This is a genomic window from Flavobacterium frigidum, from assembly GCF_048286795.2.
The window spans coordinates 226,703-249,701 of record NZ_JBLVPT020000002.1 but is presented as its reverse complement, the minus strand read 5'-3'; the positions used below and the strand labels follow the sequence as shown (position 1 = coordinate 249,701).

At 33.2% G+C, this 22,999-nt stretch carries 20 protein-coding genes; 4 read left to right on the top strand and 16 right to left on the bottom strand.

Annotated features, from left to right (window positions below; translation table 11 throughout):
• Positions 1-139 precede the first annotated feature (139 nt).
• Complete coding sequence (locus tag ACNQGB_RS04645; protein ID WP_417943725.1) at positions 140-1,423, bottom strand: MFS transporter; 1,284 nt, start codon at positions 1,421-1,423, stop codon at positions 140-142.
• A 104-nt stretch (positions 1,424-1,527) separates the two neighbouring features.
• Between ACNQGB_RS04645 and bshC the strand changes: the two genes are divergently transcribed.
• Positions 1,528-3,117, top strand: a complete 1,590-nt coding sequence (gene bshC, locus ACNQGB_RS04640) for a bacillithiol biosynthesis cysteine-adding enzyme BshC (RefSeq protein WP_417943724.1) — start codon at positions 1,528-1,530, stop codon at positions 3,115-3,117.
• 85 nt (positions 3,118-3,202) lie between these two features.
• Positions 3,203-3,622, top strand: a complete 420-nt coding sequence (locus ACNQGB_RS04635; RefSeq protein WP_039109514.1) for a nucleoside-diphosphate kinase — start codon at positions 3,203-3,205, stop codon at positions 3,620-3,622.
• 138 nt (positions 3,623-3,760) lie between these two features.
• On the opposite strand, the gene ACNQGB_RS04630 is transcribed toward ACNQGB_RS04635, so the two are convergent.
• Both ACNQGB_RS04630 and ACNQGB_RS04625 read right to left on the bottom strand, forming a co-directional pair.
• A complete protein-coding gene (locus ACNQGB_RS04630) occupies positions 3,761-4,057 on the bottom strand; it encodes a DciA family protein (protein WP_073355171.1) in 297 nt (98 codons plus the stop codon).
• Positions 4,038-4,478: a lipocalin family protein gene (locus ACNQGB_RS04625; protein WP_417943723.1), complete on the bottom strand. Its 441-nt coding sequence runs from the start codon at positions 4,476-4,478 to the stop codon at positions 4,038-4,040. The genes ACNQGB_RS04630 and ACNQGB_RS04625 overlap by 20 nt, the downstream gene beginning before the upstream one ends.
• Before the next feature lie 239 nt (positions 4,479-4,717).
• Here ACNQGB_RS04625 and ACNQGB_RS04620 point away from each other — a divergent pair, with 239 nt between their 5' ends.
• Positions 4,718-5,794 carry a serine hydrolase domain-containing protein gene (locus tag ACNQGB_RS04620; RefSeq protein ID WP_417943722.1) on the top strand — a complete coding sequence of 359 codons (1,077 nt, stop codon included), beginning with the start codon at positions 4,718-4,720 and terminating at the stop codon, positions 5,792-5,794.
• A 186-nt stretch (positions 5,795-5,980) separates the two neighbouring features.
• Here the strand turns inward: ACNQGB_RS04620 and ftsY are convergent, their stop codons facing one another.
• From ftsY to ACNQGB_RS04570, 10 genes are all read right to left on the bottom strand, one after another.
• Complete coding sequence (ftsY, locus tag ACNQGB_RS04615) at positions 5,981-6,961, bottom strand: signal recognition particle-docking protein FtsY (protein WP_417943721.1); 981 nt, start codon at positions 6,959-6,961, stop codon at positions 5,981-5,983.
• 127 nt (positions 6,962-7,088) lie between these two features.
• The gene (locus ACNQGB_RS04610) at positions 7,089-7,241 is read right to left on the bottom strand and encodes a DUF4295 domain-containing protein (protein ID WP_072941281.1); all 153 of its coding nucleotides are present in this window, start codon (positions 7,239-7,241) and stop codon (positions 7,089-7,091) included.
• 75 nt (positions 7,242-7,316) lie between these two features.
• Complete coding sequence (gene rpmG / locus ACNQGB_RS04605) at positions 7,317-7,499, bottom strand: 50S ribosomal protein L33 (RefSeq protein WP_016988713.1); 183 nt, start codon at positions 7,497-7,499, stop codon at positions 7,317-7,319.
• Between the two features lie 27 nt (positions 7,500-7,526).
• Positions 7,527-7,763, bottom strand: coding sequence for a 50S ribosomal protein L28 (gene rpmB, locus ACNQGB_RS04600; RefSeq protein WP_024980263.1), 237 nt, complete (start codon positions 7,761-7,763; stop codon positions 7,527-7,529).
• A gap of 72 nt (positions 7,764-7,835) precedes the next feature.
• Positions 7,836-9,089 carry a CinA family nicotinamide mononucleotide deamidase-related protein gene (locus ACNQGB_RS04595; RefSeq protein WP_417943720.1) on the bottom strand — a complete coding sequence of 418 codons (1,254 nt, stop codon included), beginning with the start codon at positions 9,087-9,089 and terminating at the stop codon, positions 7,836-7,838.
• 180 nt (positions 9,090-9,269) lie between these two features.
• Positions 9,270-9,614, bottom strand: a complete 345-nt coding sequence (locus tag ACNQGB_RS04590; RefSeq protein ID WP_309758546.1) for an Hpt domain-containing protein — start codon at positions 9,612-9,614, stop codon at positions 9,270-9,272.
• Positions 9,614-10,225, bottom strand: coding sequence for a fumarylacetoacetate hydrolase family protein (locus ACNQGB_RS04585; protein ID WP_417943719.1), 612 nt, complete (start codon positions 10,223-10,225; stop codon positions 9,614-9,616). The genes ACNQGB_RS04590 and ACNQGB_RS04585 overlap by 1 nt, the downstream gene beginning before the upstream one ends.
• 41 nt (positions 10,226-10,266) lie before the next feature.
• Positions 10,267-11,043 carry an exonuclease domain-containing protein gene (locus ACNQGB_RS04580; RefSeq protein WP_417943829.1) on the bottom strand — a complete coding sequence of 259 codons (777 nt, stop codon included), beginning with the start codon at positions 11,041-11,043 and terminating at the stop codon, positions 10,267-10,269.
• Between the two features lie 172 nt (positions 11,044-11,215).
• Entirely contained in the window at positions 11,216-12,517 is a 1,302-nt protein-coding gene (locus ACNQGB_RS04575) for a dihydrolipoamide acetyltransferase family protein (protein ID WP_417943718.1), read from the bottom strand.
• 84 nt (positions 12,518-12,601) lie between these two features.
• On the bottom strand, positions 12,602-13,777 hold the full coding sequence (locus tag ACNQGB_RS04570; protein WP_417943717.1) for a glycosyltransferase family 2 protein: 1,176 nt from the start codon (positions 13,775-13,777) through the stop codon (positions 12,602-12,604).
• Between the two features lie 556 nt (positions 13,778-14,333).
• On the opposite strand from ACNQGB_RS04570, the gene ACNQGB_RS04565 reads away from it, so the two are divergent.
• Positions 14,334-15,737: a hypothetical protein gene (locus ACNQGB_RS04565; protein WP_472777077.1), complete on the top strand. Its 1,404-nt coding sequence runs from the start codon at positions 14,334-14,336 to the stop codon at positions 15,735-15,737.
• Between the two features lie 723 nt (positions 15,738-16,460).
• Here the strand turns inward: ACNQGB_RS04565 and ACNQGB_RS04560 are convergent.
• From ACNQGB_RS04560 to ACNQGB_RS04550, 3 genes are read right to left on the bottom strand one after another with little or no spacing between them, the layout of a single operon-like run.
• Positions 16,461-17,003: a hypothetical protein gene (locus ACNQGB_RS04560; RefSeq protein ID WP_417943712.1), complete on the bottom strand. Its 543-nt coding sequence runs from the start codon at positions 17,001-17,003 to the stop codon at positions 16,461-16,463.
• A 6-nt stretch (positions 17,004-17,009) separates the two neighbouring features.
• Positions 17,010-20,903 carry a DUF6443 domain-containing protein gene (locus ACNQGB_RS04555; RefSeq protein ID WP_417943711.1) on the bottom strand — a complete coding sequence of 1,298 codons (3,894 nt, stop codon included), beginning with the start codon at positions 20,901-20,903 and terminating at the stop codon, positions 17,010-17,012.
• Between the two features lie 6 nt (positions 20,904-20,909).
• On the bottom strand, positions 20,910-22,997 hold the full coding sequence (locus ACNQGB_RS04550; RefSeq protein WP_417943710.1) for a hypothetical protein: 2,088 nt from the start codon (positions 22,995-22,997) through the stop codon (positions 20,910-20,912).
• Positions 22,998-22,999 lie beyond the last annotated feature (2 nt).

Genomic DNA, 22,999 nt, shown 5'->3' with positions numbered 1-22,999 from the left:
TTATCTAAAGCTGGAGAATTTTGAATACGATTACATAGGTTTTTTTAAGCTAGCAAAATTCTAATTGAATGTTTTATTGTGGCTCAAAAAGGTCTTCTGAATAATTTCAGCCGATATTTCTCTTTCAATAATTGTTTATTTAAAACGCATGCTCCTCTTTGCTAATCACTACTAACGCAAACAACGAAATACAAGCTGCTACAGTTAAATAAAATCCAACATACATCAAACCATAAGTACTTGCTAACCAAATTGCAATCATTGGAGCAAAAGCCGCACCTAGAATTCCTGCTAAATTAAACGTTAATGACGCACCTGAATACCGCACTGAAGTAGGAAATAATTCCGATAAGAATGTACCCAGCGGTCCATATGTAAATCCCATCAAAGCCATACCTGTGCATAAAAAGAAAGCAACCATACTTTCACTGCCTGAATTTAGAAAATAAGAAAAGAAAAATCCGAAGAAACCGATTGCAATAGTAACATAAACCAACGTTTTTCGGCGCCCTATTTTGTCTGCTATCAATGCCGAAATCGGAATACAAAAGGCAAAAAAGAGTACAGCAAACAACTGCATCAATAAAAAGTCTCTTTTAGAATATCCCAAATCACTAGTTGCCCAGCTTAATGTAAACACAGTCATAAGATAAAAAACCAAAAAAGCGGTAACAGCAGCAAATGTTCCAAAAATTAATTGATTTTTATGGGATTTCAATAATGTGAAAAAAGGAATCTTAACTTCTTGCTGTTCTCTTTTAGCATTTTCAAAAGACGGGGTTTCTGTAATTTTCAATCGGATATAAAACCCAACTACTACTAAAAGTGAACTCGCAATAAAAGGTATTCTCCAACCGTAATTCATAAAATCTTCATTACTCATTAGGTCCGTTAAAACTAAAAAAGTTCCTCCTGATAGCAACAAACCAATTGGAGCTCCTAATTGTGGAAACATACCGTACCAAGCTCTTTTATTTGGCGGTGCATTTTCAATTGCTAACAGTACCGCGCCTCCCCATTCGCCTCCTAAACCAATACCTTGACCAAAACGGCACAACATTAACAACAAAGGAGCTGCAATACCAATACTTGCATAACTGGGTAAAAAGCCAATAGTTACGGTCGAAATTCCCATAGTCAATAACGCTGCAACCAAAGTAAATTTTCGCCCTATTTTATCTCCATAGTGTCCAAAAAAGGCTGAGCCAAGAGGTCGCGATAAAAATGCAATGGAGAAGGTGGCTAAGGATTGCAAAGTAGCCATTGCTCCATCTGAGCTTGGAAAAAACAACTGCGGAAATACCAAAACTGCTGCGTTGGCGTAAATATAAAAATCAAAAAACTCAATCGTTGTCCCTATTAAACTGCCAAAAAGAACATGTTTAACTGAATTTTTACTGTTGGTACTAGAATAATCTTTCATAAAACTGTTACTATATTAATTATAAAAATGAAACTATTTTTCGAAAGTAACAAATAAATAATTCCAATTAATAATGGTATTTTAGCATCATATAAAACTTTACTATGCCAACCGACTGTATCAGCTATCAGGATTCTGGATATTTCTCTACTTTGATGAATGATTATTTAAATCAAAAAGCAACTTTAACTCCTTTATATAACCGATTTCCAAAACTTGAAAACTTTGAAGATTATATCCTCGAAAAGAAAAATAACTTTGACAATATTAAACGAGAAACTTTAGTTGCTGTTTTACAAAAACAATATTTAAACGTTGAAACTTCCGTTTTGACCCAACAAAATATTGAAGCTTTGAATAATTCAAATACATTCACTGTAACAACGGGTCATCAATTAAATCTCTTTAGTGGACCACTTTATTTTCTTTACAAAATCATTTCAACCATTAATTTAACAACCGAATTAAAAGCGAAATATCCCACATATAATTTCGTTCCCATTTATTGGATGGCAACCGAAGATCATGATTTTGAAGAAATTAATTACTTCAATTTTAAAGGTAAAAAATTCAGATGGAACAAAGAAAGTACTGGTCCCGTTGGAAGATTGTCTACCGATGGTTTAGCTGATTTTCTCGACGTTTATAAACTAGAATTAGGTTCTAGTACAAATTCTGAAACATTAAAAAAATTATTTGAAAATGCTTATGTATCACATAGCAACCTCGCCGATGCGACTCGGTTTTTAGCTAATGCACTTTTCAGCGACTATGGTTTGGTTATTCTTGATGCAGATAATACCGATTTAAAACGCATCTTCATCCCTTACGTAAAAGAAGAATTACTTCATCAATCATCACACAAACTAGTTTTAGAAACTGCCGAAAAACTAAATGAGTATACAATTCAGGTCAATCCACGTGAAATCAACTTATTCTATATAGAGGACAACTTGCGCGAACGCATTCTTTTTGAAGATGGAAAATACAAAGTAAACCATACTAAAATCGAATTTTCTGAATCGGAAATTCTAACACTTTTAGAAAATCATCCAGAGAAATTTAGCCCTAATGTGATTCTGCGTCCACTATATCAGGAAGTCATACTCCCCAACTTGTGTTATATTGGCGGAGGCGGAGAAATAGCGTATTGGTTAGAACTAAAATCCTTTTTTGAATCTGCTCAGGTAACCTTTCCTATGCTTTTACTGCGAAATTCAGTTGTATTAGCAACTGAAAAACAAGCTAAAAAAGCAGACAAATTATTGTTAACTTGGAACGATCTATTTTCAAAACAAAGTAGTTTAATCAATACAAAAACAAAAGAACTTTCAAACTTTCCGCTCGATTTAGATCTATTAAAAGAGCAACTGCGTGTGCAATTTGAATCGTTGTACGCCATTGCCCATAAAACCGATAATTCTTTCTTAGGCGCTTTAAAATCACAAGAGACTAAACAATTCAAAGGTTTAGAAAATCTAGAAAAACGTTTGCTAAAAGCTCAAAAAAGAAAATTAAATGACGCTTTAGAACGCATTACTAACCTACAAAACGAGTTGTTCCCCAATCATAGTTTGCAAGAACGCCAGACTAATTTTTCTGAATTTTATTTGGAATATGGAGAAAACCTGATTCCAACTTTAGTAAAGCAACTAAAGCCATTAGAGCACACATTTAACACTATTGTACTTTAATAAGAAAATGACAATTTGAATGTTGAAATTGTAATAATAATCAATAAAAAAATCTTATTTTTGCACAAAATTAAAAAAATAAAAGATGGCTACTAATAGAACATTTACAATGATTAAGCCTGATGCTGTTGCAAACGGACACATCGGAAACATACTTGCAATGATTACAACTGCAGGTTTCAAAATCGTTTCTTTAAAATTAACACAATTAACTGTTGCTGATGCTCAAGCTTTTTACGAAGTACATGCTGCAAGACCTTTCTATGGTGAATTAGTTGAATTCATGTCAAGAGGACCAATTGTTGCTGCTATTTTAGAAAAAGACAATGCAGTTGAAGATTTCAGAACTTTAATTGGTGCTACAAATCCTGCTGAAGCTGCTGAAGGAACTATCCGTAAAGCATACGCAACTTCTATTGGAGAAAATGCAGTTCACGGTTCTGATAGCGATGAAAATGCAGCTATCGAAGGTGCTTTCCATTTTGCTGGAAGAGAGCAGTTCTAGTATTCAGAACTCAGTTTTTAGTGTTCAGTGACATAGTACTCTGAACACTAAAAAGAAAATCCCATTTCAAAATTGAAATGGGATTTTTTTATACCAAAAATCTGAAATCTAAAATCGTTAATCAACAATCTAAAATCATTATCTCAAAACGACATCTTTCACTACATCACGTCTTAATTCTTCATTAATCATCGCCACTATTTTAGACTTCCCGTGGCTTAATTCTTCTCGCAATACAGACGAAGTTAACTCAACATACAACGTACTTCCTTTCAAAACCACATTATTTGTATAACTGTTTACGCCATTGCCCATAAGATTTTTCCACGCATCTTTTACATCAATCTGATCCATTCCGGGTTGCAGTTTATTGACTTGAATTATTTGCTTCAAAACATCCCCGATCGTGCTTTGATTATTTAGTCGTTTTGCCATTGCCTAGTACATTTATTGCCGTTGCTTTCTTGTAGTGATACTCCATTTTATCCTTATTTAACAGCACAAACTCTTCCGCTGAAAGCGAAATCACTTCCTCACTCCACTTCATAAAAGGTGTTGTATAATCTAAGAAAACCTTATCATCTGCAAAACGAACAGTTACGTTTTCAAACGCATCATTCACTAAAAAAGTACCGTCCAATTGCGGTCTAACTTTCTTCCGAATTCCCTTATTATTTTTTATTTCAAAATAATCATATACTTCATTCATGCTGTAGTCTTTATCATCAATAGAATCAAATACAACTTTTTCTACTTCCCAATAGCCATTAATTTTTGAAACATCTTCAGGTTTTATCTTTTGCTGACACGCCACAAAAAGAAAAGCTATTAGTAAAATGCTACATGTGTTTTTCATATAATTATTATTTTTAGAAGCCATTTCCTGCTTTTCGCTACAATCTTTTTATCCGCCAAAAAAGGCGTCAAAAAAGGATTTTCACTACAATCAGGGCTAGGGAATTTCTTTTATAACGCGTTTTTTATAAATACAAAGTTACTCTTATTAAATTCAAAGAAAACAAAAATAGTAGAAACACATTAAACTATTTTCTATATTTTTGGTCTTAAAGGAATTAGTAACTAATAATAAGAAAGATGTCAAAATTAATTTATATCGTACTCATTCTACTATTTTTTATAAGCTGCAATTCTGATTCTGTTGAAACAACTCCGAGTCCAATTTCAACCGAAACACCATACTTTCCACCAATTAATAGAACTACTTGGGAAACCAATTCAATTGCAAGTTTAGGATGGAAACAATCCGCTGTGCAACCGTTATTAGATTATTTACAACTCAAAAACACCAAATCTTTCATCATTCTTGTTAATGGAAGAATCGTTTTAGAAAATTATTTTAATGGCCATGATGCCAATGCTTTTTGGTACTGGGCAAGTGCCGGAAAAACATTAACGTCAACCGTAACTGGCATTGCACAACAAGAAAATCTCATCGACATCAATGCAAAAGTTTCACAATATATAGGAACGGGTTGGACTAGCTTACCTATAGCCAAAGAAAACTTGATTACCAACAGGCACTTACTCAACATGACATCGGGATTAGATGACAGCACAGATGATGTCACACCGGCTAACCTCACCTACAAAGTCGATGCAGGAACACGCTGGGCGTATCACAATGTATATGTAAAATTACAAGATGTTGTGGCACAAGCTAGCGGTCAAACTTGGAATACCTATTTCAATACCCGCCTAAAAGACAAGATAGGGATGGAAGGTACTTGGTTTCAACTGGGAAACAATTCCGTTTATGGAAGTAATTCTCGCTCTATGGCTCGTTTTGGATTATTAATTTTAAACAAAGGGAAATGGGAAACCAATGTGGTTTTGAATGAAAATTACTTTACCCAAGCAACTACTACATCACAAAATATAAATCTTAGTTATGGCTATTTATGGTGGTTGAATGGCAAATCCAGTTATCATTTACCACAAAGCCAGCTGCAATTCAACGGAAGCTTAATCCCAACTGCACCAGCAGATCTGTTTATGGCATTAGGGAAAAATGATCAAAAAATATACATCATTCCTAGCAAAAAAATGGTCGTAATCCGAATGGGAGATGTGGCTAATACTGATAATCCAACTTTTGCATTATCTGATTTTGACAGCGTTTTATGGCAAAAAATTAGTGCTTTGTATCAGTAATTTATTTTGCTTTCATGCGTCTAATAAAACCCAGAATAAAGAAAATAAAACCTACTAGTAACAAAAAATAATAGAAGCCAAGACTTTTATCCCGAATCACATTTGCCAATACAAAAGAAATTATACTCACCAAATAAAGGTACATTGGTGGCGTATTTTTTAAAGAAGAAAAATTCATTCTAACTATTATTTAAAAAAACTGTCTACAAATTCATACTTATTAAACACCTGAAGATCCTCAATTCCCTCACCAACACCAATGTATTTAACAGGGATTTGAAATTGATCAGAGATCCCAATCACAACGCCACCTTTGGCAGTACCATCAAGTTTGGTAACCGCTAAACAACTAACTTCGGTAGCTGCAGTAAACTGTTTTGCTTGTTCAAAAGCATTCTGACCAGTAGAACCATCTAAAACTAGCATTACATCATGTGGTGCATCAGCAACTACTTTTTGCATTACTCGTTTCACTTTGGTCAACTCATTCATCAGGTTAATTTTATTATGCAAACGACCTGCGGTATCAATAATAACTACATCAGCATTTTGCGCAACTGCAGATTGCAACGTATCAAATGCTACCGATGCTGGATCACTCCCCATTTCTTGACGCACAATAGGAACCCCTACTCGATCCGCCCAAATTTGCAATTGATCAATTGCTGCGGCACGAAACGTATCAGCTGCACCAAGTACAACATTATAACCGGCTTTTTTAAACTGATAGGCTAATTTACCAATAGTAGTTGTTTTGCCAACACCATTTACTCCCACTACCATTAGAACATAGGGTTTAGTTTGTGTAGGTATAACAAATTGAGTAGATTCACCTGTGTTAGTTTCTGATAGTAAAGCTGCGATCTCATCCCTAAGAATTTGATTCAGTTCGTCAGTACCAACATATTTATCAGCAGCAACACGATTCTCAATTCTGGTAATTATTTTTAAGGTAGTATTCACACCCACATCTGAAGCAACAAGAATCTCCTCCAAATTATCTAAGACTTCCTCATCAACTTTCGACTTTCCTGCAACGGCTTTTGTAAGCTTCGAAAAGAAATTTGTTTTTGATTTTTCTAGACCTTTATCTAAAGTTTCCTTTGCTTGTTCGCTAAAACTAGGGTCTTTTTTCTCTGATGAAAATATTTTTTTAAAAAAACTCATTGTAAGATAGTATTAAGAATGAAGTATTTAAGTCCATAGAACCAATACAATTTTCTAACGGTAAATATAGAAAATAAAAAAGCTACTTCCGAATGAAAGTAGCTTTTCTGTATAATGTGATTGTTAATTAATTCTTTTTCAAGAATTCATCAACAGCTTCAGGAGCCATAATAGATTCTACGAATGTATATGCACCTGTTTTTGGAGATTTCACCATTTTGATGGCTTTTGATAATCTCTTAGAAGATGTTTGTAACGATGCTACGGTTTTCTTTGCCATGATTCAAATGTTATTTAAATTTAAATAAAATCTACAAAAGCATTGTTTTGAAAATTTTATCAAAATCTCTAATTATTACTTAATTTCTTTGTGAACAGTTACACGTTTCAAAACTGGATTAAATTTCTTAATCTCTAATCTATCTGGTGTATTTTTTTTGTTCTTAGTTGTAATGTATCTTGAAGTTCCTGCAACACCTGAAGTCTTGTGCTCAGTACATTCTAAAATTACTTGGATTCTATTACCTTTCTTTGCCATCTTGCTATTTTTTTATTTTGGAATGGATTATTTAATAAATCCTTCTGACTGCGCTTTTTTCAAAACTGCAGCGATTCCATTTTTATTAATTGTTTTTATCGTAGATGCAGCTACTCTTAGAGTAATCCATCTATCTTCTTCTGGAAGATAAAAACGCTTCTTAACTAAGTTTACAGAAAATTTTCTCTTAGTTTTGTTCATAGCGTGAGAAACGTTATTTCCTACCATCGCTCTTTTACCTGTAAGGTCACAAACTCTTGACATTATACTTATCTTTTATCGTTATTCAAAATCAGGGTGCAAAGAAAAGAAAAATAAACCTATTAAGCAACATATTTATTGCACATTTTTCAAAATTTCTTTCTGTAATAGTTCTAAACTTTTAAATACCGCTCTATCTATCACTTTTTCACGGGGTTGACCAAAATTAAATTCTTCTACGATTATTTCTTTTGGAGTGGCCAATGCAATAAAAACAGTTCCAAGATCCGCATTTGCATCTCCTTTTGAAGGTCCTGCATTACCCGAAGTAGCAATTGCATAATCTGTTTTCATCATCGATTTTACATTCAATGCCATCGCCGAAACTACCTCTCGACTCACTACGGAATGCTCGTTAATAAGACCTTCAGAAACTCCCAAAACATCTATTTTAGCTGATGTAGCATACGAAACAACACTTCCTTTAAAATAAGCTGACGCTCCAGCTGCTGAAGTTAATAGCTGTGCTATTTTTCCTCCTGTACAACTTTCAGCAGTTGCAATTGTTTTGTTTTGCTTGGTAAGCATTTTACCCACCACAACCTCAATGTTTTCATCTTCGTCAAAACCTACGATGATATCGTGAATGATAGCACTTAATGAGTTTACGCTTTTTTCAAGAGTAGTTTCTAATTTTTCTTTATCTGTGCCACGCGCCGAAAGACGCAAACGAACTCTACCTGGCGCTGGCAAATACGCTAATTTGATACACTCCGGAAGATTATTTTCCCAGTCTTCTATACGTTCTGCCACAACACTTTCGCCTTGGCCGTACGTCAAAATTGTCTGATGAATAATGTAAGGACGCTCATATTCTCGAACCACTTTTGGTATGATTTCATGCTCGACTAAATACTTCATTTCGTAGGGAACTCCGGGTAGTGAAATAAACACCGTATTTTCCTTTTTCATCCACATTCCTGGTGCAGTACCCACTTGATTATGAAGCACCGTACATTTTGATGGAACCAATGCTTGATCTTTATTTATTTGAGATGCGGTACGGTTCATTACCTTCTGAATCAAATCAATTACATGGCGCTCCACTTTTTCATCAACAATGAGGACATCATCAAAATAATCACAAAATGTTTTTTTAGTAATATCATCTTTTGTGGGCCCTAAACCTCCGGTAATAATAACTAAATCAACCGTGTTTTGGAGCTTTTCAAACGTTTCTAAAATATGTGTTTTATCGTCTCTTATCGAAATCATTTCATTGATTTCTACACCAATTTTATCTAGCGATTTGGCAATAAATCCTGAGTTTGTGTCGACAATCTGACCTATTAAAATTTCGTCACCGATAGTAACTATGGTTGCTTTCATTTTGTAGTTCAATTTTTTTTGTGGGACTTTAATATAACAATGTACGAAGTAGCACACTCTTAATTTTGCGTGAGGGATAGAAGTGAAAATCCTTTTTATTACCATAGAGTGATAACGATGGTAATAAAAAGATTGAAACGGAAAGCCCGACCCACTTTTTCAGTGGGTCACGCCCAAATATTACAAATCGAAATCTTTCTTGATTTCTTTGACAGCATCATTTACTTGGTTTTTTACGCTTTTGAAAGTTTCTTTGATGTCTTTCTTTTTACCCTCGGCTTTGGTCCAAGCTTCTATTTGAAGAATCTCTTCAAAAGCGACGTTCAAACCCATTAGATCGAGCGTTGGTTTGATCTTGTGCGCATAAGCATAAGCATGCTTGTGGTCTTTCTTTTTTATTCCTTCTTTAATTTGCATTAAATCATCTGGAACTTCGGTGACAAATAAGGTCAAAATTTCGTTTACGAATTCTGCATCGTTATCTGAAAGTGCGTACACTTTTGAAAGGTTGTAGTTTATAGCCATTATTTTACTTGTATTCTAAATAGTTGTTGTCCTTCTAAAAATCCTTCTAAAACGTCATCTGGGTTTACAGCAGCTACTCCTTCTGGAGTTCCTGTAAAAATAATATCTCCAATTTTTAAGGTAAAAAATTGAGAAACATAGAAAATGAGTTCGTCAATTTTCCAGAGCATGTGACTGGAATTCCCCTTTTGAACCGTTTTGTTATTATTCGTTAATTCAAAAGTAATATTTTCTAGTGAACCAAACTTACTTTTTGGCAAAAATTCACCTACTACCGCAGAGCCATCAAATGCTTTTGCTTTTTCCCATGGCAAGCCTTTTGCTTTTAATTTTTCTTGTAAATCACGGGCTGTAAAATCTATTCCTACACTAATTTCATCATAATATTTATGTGCAAATTTAGGCTCTATGTATTTACCTACTTTGCTAATTTTGACAATAATTTCAATTTCATGATGTACATCTTCCGAAAATTCTGGAATAACAAATGGATGCTGTTTCAATAAAACGGCCGAATCCGGCTTCATAAAAACAACGGGTTCTGTGGGTCTTTCGTTCTTTAGCTCCTCTATGTGATTGGTGTAATTTCTACCGATACAGATGATTTTCATTTCTTATTGATTAAAAAATTTATGATTGAAAGATTCAAAAATTAGCTCAATTTATTATTTAGTTTTCTGAGTTTAATGGCCGTCAAAACTTTCTTTGTGTACAACGGGAAATCTGCATTTTGAATCCAACTGAAATAACCCGGTTCTGTTTCCAAAATTTTATCCACTTTTACTCCTTTGTGTTTTCCAAAAGTAAAAATCTCTTCATCATCCTTATCAAAAGCGATCATTCCTGCAAAATCAGCAATTTTCTTTCTTGTAGTAAATTCTGATAGTGATTTCATATCGTTTTCTAGTTCTGGATAACGGTCTAATTGCGCTTTTAATATTTCGTAAGTCGCTATGGTATCCGCTTCTGCTGAATGTGCATTTTCGAGTATTTTCCCGCAATAAAACTTGTGAGCCGCACTTAAAGTTCGCTCTTCCATTTTATGAAAAACTGTTTGCACATCTACAGAAACCCTATTTTTCATGTCAAAATCTACTCCAGCACGCAACATTTCCTCTGCTAATAACGGTATATCAAAACGATCAGAGTTAAATCCAGCCAAATCACTGTCTTTGATCATATTATACACTTGCGCAGCCAATTCTTTGAATGTAGGTTCATTTGCCACTTTATCATCTGTGATACCATGTACAGCAGTTGTTTGTGGCGGAATTGGGATTGTTGGATTGACCAACCAAGTTTTACTTTCTTTATTTCCATTCGGAAAAACTTTCAAAATTGATATTTCTACAATTCTATCTTTTCCAATGTCGATTCCTGTGGTTTCAAGATCGAAAAAGCAAATTGGTTTATTGAGTTTGAGTTCCATTTTTAATTTTTGTGTGGTTACAAATATATAGGTTAAACCCGAATTTAACGCATTATCCTCAAGTAATTTCTTCAAGAATTCTTGTCTAATTTTGAGTTACAAATCGTACAATAAAATAAAAACCCGACTGATTTTTAAAAATCGGTCGGGTCTAAATTGCAATTATATAGGTCTAAACATCTCTGTTTACATCAAATGCCTCTAAGTATTCAGCGACTCTTTTTACAAAACTACCTCCTAATGCTCCATCAACTACCCTGTGGTCATAGCTGTGAGATAAAAACATTTTCTGGCGAATTCCAATAAAGTCTCCTTCGGGAGTTTCAATCACTGCTGGCATTTTACGGATGGCTCCAAGGGCTAAAATTCCCACTTGTGGCTGATTGATAATTGGCGTACCAAAAACACTTCCAAAAGTACCTACATTGGTAACAGTGTAGGTTCCTCCTTGCGTGTCGTCTGGTTTTAGTTTGCCTGCTTTTGCGCGACCTCCTAAGTCGTTAACTGCTTTTGCCATTCCTACTAAATTCAATTGATCTGCATTTTTAATAACAGGAACAATCAAATTTCCGTTGGGTAACGAAGCCGCCATTCCTAGGTTGATGTTTTTCTTTTTGATGATGTAATCACCATCAACAGAAATATTCATTCCAGGAAAATCTTTCAGCGCTTTGGCGACCGCTTCCATGAAAATAGGTGTGTAGGTTAATTTCTCCCCTTCTCTCTTTTCAAACGTATTTTTATTTTTCTCTCTCCATTTTACAATATTCGTTACATCTACTTCGATGAACGATTGCACGTGAGCTGATGTTTGTACCGAAGCGACCATATAACCCGCAATTAACTTGCGCATTCTGTCCATTTCTATGATTTCATCGCCACCACTTACAGATACCGGAGCTGCTTTTTGAGCTACTGGAGCTGCAACTGGTTTTTGAACAGGTACAACTGGAGCCGAAACTACTGGTTGATTTGGTCTATTTTTTACATACTCTAGAATATCATTTTTAGTAACTCTACCTTCTTTTCCTGTTCCAGAAATCGATGCTAATTCAGCTACAGAAACACCTTCTTCTTTGGCAATATTTTTTACCAAAGGCGATAAGAATTTTTCAGAATCAGAAAAATCAACTGGAGCAGCAACCGCTTCTTTTGCGGCATCCACTGTTTTTGTCACTTCAGCAATAACCTCAGGAGCCACTGCTTCTTTAACAATTGATACAAGCTCTCCACCTTCGGTTTCAATAATCGCTATAGTCTGACCCACTTGAACTAGGTCGTCTTTACCGAACAATTGTTCTACCAAGATTCCCGAAACCTCACTTGGCACTTCACTGTCTACTTTATCAGTAGCAATTTCAAGTACAGCTTCGTCGGCTTCAATTTTGTCTCCAACTTCTTTTAACCAATTTGTAATGGTTGCTTCTGCAACGCTTTCTCCCATTTTTGGAAGTTTTAATTCAAATCTTGCCATATTATTAACCTAAAAGGTGATTTTGATTTTCAGTTTGCGAAATTACTAAATATTTCAAATATAAATTACATTAAATGTAATTTTTTACTCTATTTTTATAACGTCACCTCTCTCATTACTATTGTTACTTCCTATTAAGAAATTAGCTTTACTGGGAATGATTTTAAATGTAAAGCCTTTATTTATTGAAGACTCCAGAAATGCAATACAGTTCTTAAAAGAAATGAATTCATTGTCCAAAATGATTTCAGTTCCTAGTTTATCATTAATAGATGACGAATTTACCATTTTTTCTGTTTTCAAATCATGAAACAGGATTTTTTTTTGCAAAACTAAATGGAGTTTTTCAACTAATTTTTCGTTACCGGAATACAATAGATATGATTTTGGAGCGATTTTAATTCTTGATTTTCCTTGAATCATTTTTATTAATGAGAAAATGACAATTCCTATTTTCATAAAAATCGAAAATACAAATGGCACGCTAAAATGCTTTTTATAAAAGAAATTCATCGCCTCTTGAAAATGTTGCATGTATGTTTCATCCTTAATGGTACTTTCTCCTTTATAATGAATTACAGTCGTTTCATGAAAATAATAATTGGATTTCCCTAGTTTCAAAATACGATACGACAAATCAATATCATCTGAATACATGAAACAAGCTTCATCAAAACCGCCTACGTCAAGGTACAAATCTCTTTTCATAAACATAAATGCACCTACCAAAATATCGACTTTTCCTGTTTGATTATCGCTTATATGTTGGGCATAATATTTTCCAACTAATCTAGATTTAAGTGGTACTTTATAAAGACCTACAACTTTTGTAAATGCAACCCAAGGAGTTGGAACGCCACGCTTACTTTCTGGAAGAAAATTTCCAGTTCCATCAATGAGTTTGCATCCCACGATTCCTAAACCATTCTTCTCGACTGCCTCTGAAGTGACAAAATTTAAAATTTTAATGAACGTATCTTCGGCAACGACGGTATCAGGGTTGAGGATGCAAATATATTCTCCTTTTGCCTGCCCAACTCCGATATTATTTCCTTTTGGAAAACCAACATTATCCTGGTTTCGGATGAGTTTAACGTTTGGAAAACGCTTTTCCATCATTGCGCAACTGTCATCGGGAGAATTATTATCAATTACAATGATTTCGCCGTCAATAGTTTCTAATGCGTTTTGAACACTTAAAACACATTGTTCCAGAAAATATCGGACGTTGTAATTGAGGATAATGACGGATAGTTGCATTTTTCAAAGATATATTTTAAGATTTAAAGACGCAAAGGTTCAAAGTTTAAAAACACAAAAACCTACTTCTCCTGTGCCCCGATTAAGGGAACAACCTTTATGTTCTTTCTTTAAAAATAAAAAAAACACTTAAGACAGTTACTATTTATATCGAAGTTAAGTGAATTTCATTTGGAATGACAGTAGGAAAAATAGCCAAAACCAACTCTTTCGCTCCAAAAAAACAGACTCCTTTTTTAGTTTTGACATTACTTAAACTACAAAAACTTGAAACTTGATGTAAATGAATTACTTTTGCAAAAAAGTTATGTTTCGTAACGCATGCATAGCTTTCAATTTATAACTCATATCTTACAAAGTGAATTACCTTTCTGTAGAAAATATATCTCATACTCTGCAAACTCACTAAAAACAGCCTTAACCACTGAAAAACAAGGCGTAAGGTTAAAAATAAAAAAATAAATCAATCATTATTTATCAGTATATTTCATCTTTTATCATAAAATTAGAGACCTAATTAGAGACCCATTGAATTTAAATTTGTAACTTTGCTATTATGAAAGCACTGACCTACAGATATAAACTCAAAGCTAAAAGTAAATCTTTGGATGTACGCACTAGCGCAGAATTGGTATTGGCAGAAATCAGCGGAGCATTTGCTAATAAAGTAGATGGTATAGTCAAATACAAAAAATTTCAGTACTCTTTAGAAGTATCAGTTTTACCAAAATACTTCGGAATTGTACACGAAAAAAGAGGTGTATTTAATTTTGTTTATGATGCAGCCACAGTTAAAGCAAATGAAAAGTATAATAAATTATTTAGAAATAAAATAACCGATTTTGAATCGAATATAGAAACAGCTGCAACACATTTTAAAAATCAAGAACCAACAGCTGAAGAAGTTAAAAACTATTTACTTTCTATTAGCGGTAGAGATAAAAGAAAACCAGAGGAAACTTTTGCAGTCATAAATTTTATAAATAGTCATATTACCCATCTGGAAAATCTTATAGGCAGTAGTCGTAAAGATGAAGTTAAAGACACTACGATCAACTCTTATCGAAATCTAATTCCAATAATAAAACGATATCAAGAAGCAAAAAAAATTAAATTAACATTTGAAAAACTCAGTGAAGAACTTTATCGAGAAATTTGGGAAGTAATAAATGATATTAGGATTGGTAAAATTAAAATAGAAAGCTACCACCAAAATCCAAAAAAAGCATTTGCAACAAACACCCTAAAAGCATACCAAACATATTTTATTAAACTTTGCAAAATTGCTAAAAAACAGGGCATTAAAATTCCATTGGATTTGACAGACACCAATCTAATTAATGTAGCAGAAAAAAACAAGTCTGAAAAAACGGAAGCATTTCTCAAAGAAAATGATATTCTTAAAATAATAGAATATGTACCTACTTCAAAATATTTAGAATTAGCAAAAAACTATATACTCATAGCTAGCCAAACTGGCATGCGTCTACAGTCAATGCAAGAAGCGAAAGGTCGAACGTTTCAAATATGTAATGAGAACAAAAAAAAATTTAACTACATACATACTATACAAGCTAAAACCGGAACGGAATGCTATACCCCTTTATTCTCAACAGCATTAAAAATTATTCAAAAAAACGACGATACTTTTCCTGATTTTTCCAATATTGCATTAACCAATCTCAATAATAACATCAGAAAAGTACTAAAATCAGTTGAAATTGAAAATAGCCATTTGTTCAGCACTCATAACTTACGAAGTTCTTTTGTTAGTAATCTATCATTACTAAGACTCTCGGAGAATGTCATAAGCTATGTTACACATCCAGCGAAAAAAAGCAGTTCTTCAAGTGTACACATTTATGACAGGAGAGATATGTTAGATAAAGCCAAAATGTTTGTAGAAGAAGTCAATAGGATTAACAAAATTAAATCTTCAAAACTGTATAAATTTAGTTAAATACTAAACACACCGGCCTTATTTCTACTTATAAAATATATCTTTTAACCAGACTGTAACTACAGTCCCAACAGGTGAACCTTATGGTACAAAATTCGAACCTTTTATTAGAGGATTTGAAACTTTTGAGTGATGTATTTTAAATATTATAAAATTTAAAAAATATTAAATTTAACTCTTAACTTTCTCTGTAAATTATGTTAGTATGCCCATTCTGTAAAGCACTATAAGGCAGTTGCAATGCCAAAACTTGCTTTTATTTTAGTTTCATCTACTTGAAGATAACCTTCATTTTTAACATCTATAACCGCTTGCTTTTAGTTGCTTCTAAGATCCTTTAAATAATATTCTTTGGGAGGTAATTTGTAATCTTAAAATATTTTTGAACAAAAAAATAGCGTACTTTTATCTCGTTTACAGCTTACAACACGGTCTAAAATAGCTCGAAGTCAGAGACGTTCGAGCAGCACACACAAGAAATTTATTTTTAAATAAAAACACTTCGGGTAGCGGAGGTATTATGAACGAAAAAAAGGAGAAGGTAAAAATGCGATGCTAGTTTTAAACAAAGAAAAATGTAAAATTATTGGTCGCGTTTTTTCTGTAATTAACAGACAAACTCCAAACATAAACACATATAAATTTGCCTGTTAATTTTTAGATTATCACTTGTTTTTTATCATAGAATGCGCTATCGTTGCCGACATATCCGAGCCATCAGGGTTAGTAGGAAGATAAATAGTACCAATTCATACCAATATACTTATAAGATTTCGGAAGTTTATTTGACAATTTATTCGAAAGAAGATATATTATACTAAAATTTTGTTTTTCAATTAACACACCGTCAAAAGAATTGACATATGAAACCCTTGAAGCTTTTATTTTTTTTAAAAGATTAACGATTTCTAAAACTTCATTTTTAGTTATTCCTATTTCAGAAAACTTGATTTCAGGATAATCTTCAAATTTGACAAAAACATCAGCATTCGATTCACTAGACTTCCTCTTTATCAAATGACCATTTTCCTCTTTGATTAAAAATCCTCCGATATATTTATTTTCTTTATAATAATCCAAAATAAACAGCGAGTCCTGTCGTTGAGAAATATCCCAATTTATAAATTTATCATATGGCAAGTTATTGAATTTTTTAGAAAATTCTTTAGCTTTTTCAAATTGTGTTTCTTGCGATAATGACATATCTCTACAGCCAATTATCAGACCTAATAATAACAAAAAAAATATTTTTGATTTAATTCTCATTTTGCTTTATTTTTTCCATTGATATCCTAAATGGATTGAAAATTGATCATCTTTTGAATCGAATGTATGCTTGTGATTCTGGTCATTGAAAAAATTATTATAATGAGCACCGGCCCTACCTATAGTTTCAGGGATTCCTAAAGCATTTGCTCCTGCTCCCCATAAAAAATTGCCGAAATTATAATTATTATGTGCAACATTTCCATATTCTGTCATGGTTACAAATAAAGTTGAAGGACTCATTGGTGAAATTAAATTTTTCCTTTTATCCATATTTGTCATTAAATCCAAATCATGTGTTACATAATCCATTTTACCTGTTCCTTCCATTGAAGACGCATTACTTTCATTCTTTATATAAGTATATTTGTTATCCTGATTTTTCTCATCATAAACTCCTGATTTTTTTAATTCATTATTTATAACATAGTTGGGAATAACTTTTAAATTTGTTATCGTTTTATCATCTATTGCCTTTGGATCATTCACAGGGTCTGCAAATTTAATCTTCATACTACTTCCTTCAATTGTAATATAATCTTCTCCTGGTTTTACTATTTTCTCTTTAAATGTTCCGTTTTGTCTAAAAACATACTCATCTGGAGGTATAACGCTTTTTCCTTCCATTCCATCAGGGTCAGTAAATCTCAACGGATTATTAAAACAATAATTGTAAGGAGAAAATCTACGCATTTTTTCTGCTAGTGGATCCATATTCATCCAACGCCCCAAAGCTGGGTCGTAATTCCTCGCCCCATAGTCGTAAAAGTTCAGCCCCAACTCATCCTGATATTCTTTGCCGTTGTACTTATACTTTAACGCACTATTAGTAGAAGATATTGTATTAGCATAGCCTGCGTGCTTTAATCCAAAAGGATAATAATTATTTTCCTCTTGTATGGCTAAGGTTTTGTCATAGCTCAGGCGAACATTACCAAGGTGATCCTTGTACTGGTACACATATTTGTAAGAACTTCCAACGGGTTCTACATAGCCTTCAGCGGTTGGAAAAAACTCTAAAACTGTCAAAGGAATAGTTCTTATAAGTGGTGAAGTTGAACTTGTAGTCTTATATTGAAAGCCATCTAGATAATAAGTATCTACAGTTGTTGTGGTTTGATTTTTTGAATTATAAGTGCGTATTGTTTTTTGTAATTTTTTTCCAATTGAATTGTAAATGTAATTAATATTTGGAGAACCAGTAGTGCTAAATGTAATTTTGGTTGGTAAGTTCAGGTGGTTGTAGGTTATTGCTGTTATGTTTTTATTGTTGTCCTTGATCATATTACCATTGGCATCATAGTCATAATCATCTACAGTATTTGAAGCACTGTCTTTAAACTCATTTATAAAACTACCATTGTTCACTTGTACGTCTGTAACTTTCATCAATTGATTACTTGAAGTAGACTTATATGCATAGGTAAGGTCATCAATTAAAACTGCTTTAGCATCATTTAAACTTCCATAACGTAAAAGTGTTTTTATATTGCCATTGGCATCATAGGTAAGCTTTTCGTCATAAGCATTCAACACACTCCCTTTATTATACAAAGCTTCGCTCAAACGGTTAATAGCGTCGTATTTATATCCGTAAGTTCTCAATACGTGATCAGTACTTGTAGTCCAATGGGTTTCGGCTATGTTTCCGTTATAAAGTGCACTTACCCCGGCAATTCCGCTGGATAGGGTATTGTAATTGATCTTAAGAGCAAATAAATCTTTCGGATCAGTTCCTTGCTGCAAGGCCGCAACCTTGTTGATCTCTGTCAACCATCCACGGATGTTATAACTATAGTCTATTCTTTGGGTTTTTGCTCCTACTTCTTTTGCTTTGAGTTGCCCCAATTCGTCGTATACATTGCTAACTATCAACTCAGGGACTGCTGTGCCAATTTGATGGGTTTGAGACAACAACCTGCCTTGTGGCGAATAGGTAAAGACTTCTTTTGTACTCAATTCACTATCACTGGAAAGCCTTTTATGATAAGTCGTAGTATATTCTGGCTTACCTATAAAATCAAGCTTACTATCGATATAGGTATAGCCTCCTAAAAAGTTGCTCGTATAGCTTCGGATAGGTCTGCCTTTTAAATCATACAAAGAATACGCCAACTCATTGGCATATTGTGTACTCTGTTGTAGTACACGTGTCCAAGAACCCGTTGGCAGGCCTTTGGGTTTTACTGCATTGTTATAATAAACGGCTTGCGTCTCAATAGTTGCCGGTATAGCTGGGGCATTAGGGTAATTGTAATCATCAAAATAATTAACCGTAAGCACATGATACCCTGCTGTTGGCCAAGCAACATTGCTATATCTAAAAGCTACACCATTGATCATAGTATCTGCGGTCGCATTTTTGGTTTCGCTAAAAGTAGTAGTGATGGCATTTTGACTGTTTAGCAAGGCTGCTCTATCAGCTGAGGAGACAGCTGCTTGCATCCAGGCGGTAAGCACGGGACGATTAAATGAATCGTACTTGGTGATCATCCAACCATTTACTTGTCCAAGATTATTGAATGGTGCTAAAGCAGGACCTGTTGCAACTACTCTATCTAATTTGTCGTATACTATATACTCCCATTGTTTACCAGGTAGTTTCTTTTCTATTAAACGGTTGTATTCGTCATATTTATACTGATACCCTAAATCGTCAATAAGATTATTATTAGCAACAATGGTAGGGGTGGTTGTTCTATTAATTGTAGCAGAAACTGTTGCATTAACAGATTCTAAACAAGTATTCTCATCCGTACTTACTTTTTTAACAATTCTCAATCTGTTATTTTCGATATATACTAAAAACTGTTTTTTGTTAGTCCCTAGCGTAATATATCCAATAATCATATCTGGTAAACTGCACTGAGAGGAATTGTCAACTATCACTATAGCTGCACTTTCATTAATCCTACTCTTTTCAAAACCAGCCGATATAGAAACTGTAATATTATCATTAATGATTTTTACCTCAGCAGATCCACCACCTTGAATGTTGTAACCATCGTAATAACAAGACGTAAAAATACTTTGAAAAGGAATGGTTTTAGTATAATTACAAATGCTCGAGCTATTATTAATGGATAGAAGGAAAGAATCAAAAAAACTAGGAGGCAATACATAACACAAATTACCTTTTCTATCATAAGCATAATAAGTATTGTAAGCCTGATTATTATTGAATGTCCTTTTTAAAATTATTCTACCAAAATTATCTTTAAACTCTTGTGTTGTGTTGTCGTTACCATCTAATGTTTGCCAATTTTCATTTTTTGTTACAAATTTATACAGCAAATTTGGTTTATAATAACCATAATGAATTAATTCCCCACTAGGTAAAACACTAAAATTGATTACCTCATCAGAACTTGTATTTAAATTGTATTCAAATTTAACTTCGTGATTACTCCCTAAGGCCCAGTCTAAACCAGGGGCAGCCTGTTTGAGTACTCGATTTAGTGGTGAATTCTCTAATTGTTTTTTGCTAAACGGATTTTGTCCAGAGTATTGCCCAAAACTCAAAACATCGTTCAATGCATTGGGTTTGTATTCGAGTGAAGATAAAGCATCGGGCACATAGGGTAAGTAATCAATTACCTTACGGCCAATACTGTCATATTCAATAGGAGTTACAATGTCCTTTCCTGTTCCTGATTGCTGGTGGGCAATTTGCTGAATTGGACGACCTAATCCATCAAAATAAGTCATATTTTGTTGGGCTTGAGCGATGGTTGGATTTTTAATACTAGTTATAGAGGGTTCTTTATAAGTAGTTATTTTAACATAGTTTTGATCTGGTGATGGGTATGTTATTATATTATTGGTTGAAGGAACTTGTGCCTTGATTGTTGTGGTAGCATAAAAAAATACAACTACAAAAAATGGAATTAGTTTATTCATGAGCTTTTAGTTTTTATAATGGTATTCGTTTTCAGATAAAATATTTCCTTTTTTGTCTTTTACAAATTGTAGTCTTCTAAAGCTATCATAGGAATAACTAGTAGTTTCTCCCTTGGGGTCAGTAATGGTACTTGTTCCAACCAGCGGAATATGCGTATAAGTAGTTACCATTACATCTTGAAACAACGATCCCAATGTATTCCTAAATGTAGATAGAGCCGCAAGTAAGCCATTTTCGTTGTTAGTATTTGAAGCTGCTTGTATAGCATCTACATAAGGCTGTATTTGCGAATATGTAACATTTTCTATTTTAGCTATGGGTAAGGTCTTATTGTAACCCCAAACTACACAAGTATTATATCCGTTTTCCTGATGAAACTGTTTTAGGTTGTTTTTATCATCGTACAAATCATAATACATTATATCTTTATTTATACTAAAATTTCCATTTGGAAAAGATTCTAGCTTTTTTAATTGAAAATTATAGTCCGTTATTTTATCGTAGCTGAACCTTTGAACATTTGTCAAGGTATTATTAATTGCACTACTTTTATAAACCGGCCTATTGTAAAAAGAGTAAGAAGTATGATTCTCTGAAACATTAATTTCTTGGAAATTGGCATTAAATTCTTGGTTAGCAACTGATGTAAGCATATTGTTATTATACTTGTAATTTGTGGTAATAGTTTTGGTATTACTATTAAAATACTCTGTTTTTACCTCCGATTCTAAAAATGTGGTTCTACCCCTAATAGCATAAAATATTGCTAAAGTTCTAGGATAATAGTTGTATACGTATTGACCAGTACCATGACCAACATAATCTGTAATCCCAACACCATTGCTTTGTTTAGCCATGCCATAAAAACCCTCATTAAAAATTTTATTAAAATAGGTAAAAACCGTTTTGTTTTGTAAAACATCATCACTATTTACTATTTTTTCTTCTAAAACTTTTCCATTTTCAATATTACTGGTTTTGGAATAACTGAAAGCATTATAATTAAAGCCATTTTCAGGATTAATTACACTATTTTCATAGTTACTATACTGTTTTTCTACTTTCCCATTATTAGTTGCTCCTATTTTTTTTACCACTACTTTATCATATCCTATGTAGTCTGGTTCTGAACTAGAAGTGTAACTTATATAATTATTTAAATTAGATATTATTGCCGATGAATAATAAGTATTTGTCGGTCCAGAGCCAGTAAAAACACTTTCTGAAACGCCCTTTGCTAACAATTTTTTCGATATACTTTTTCCTCCAAAATATTCATAATTTGTCTTTTCGGAAATAGTATTGTCAAAGTTAAAATTGGTTACATTTTTTATTCTCAGCCCACCTCCGGTATTAATAATTGTAGGATTACCACCTGCACTATACAATAAATTATCAAACTGATGTGTTTCATACTCAAAAAGAGTATATCCCTTAGTAGGATAAATAACTCTTTCTAAACTTCCTGCTTTGGTAAAATTTATTTTACTATTAAAATCATTATTTACATTTTCTTTATATTCGGGATATCCCAAGTCGGTCAAATCGGGTTTAAAGCTAGTATTAGGATGTCCATTATAAAAACCCCAATAGTCAATAGAATATGAATTTTTATCTGGCAATTGACCAGCATTATAATCAAAAAGATAAGGGTTGTTTCCTTCCTCTGTAATTGAAGTTAACTTTAATCGTTTTGTATTGCCCGATCCACTTAAGAAGTAATCATAGTCAAAAGAAAAATGTTTAACTCTTTGATTAAAAATGTTTTTAACTTCCAACTCTTTTAATTTCATTTTAGAAATGTTATCCAATCTACTCTCATTAGATAAGTATATTGTTTCATTAGGTGTAGTTATTGAATTTAAATAATAAATATTTTGATATAAATTGTTAAATCCAGAAATTTCACAATAAGAATCTACTGAAGAACCAGTTCCACAAGCAATTACACTCCTTTGGCCCATCGACGTATAAAATGCGCCACCCAATGAATGATTGTCAGCTACTGAAACATTTGAGGTAAACCTTGCATACCGGGACTCTATTAAACCTGGTTCAATAACATTAACAGAAGGTAAATAATTAAAAGTCAATT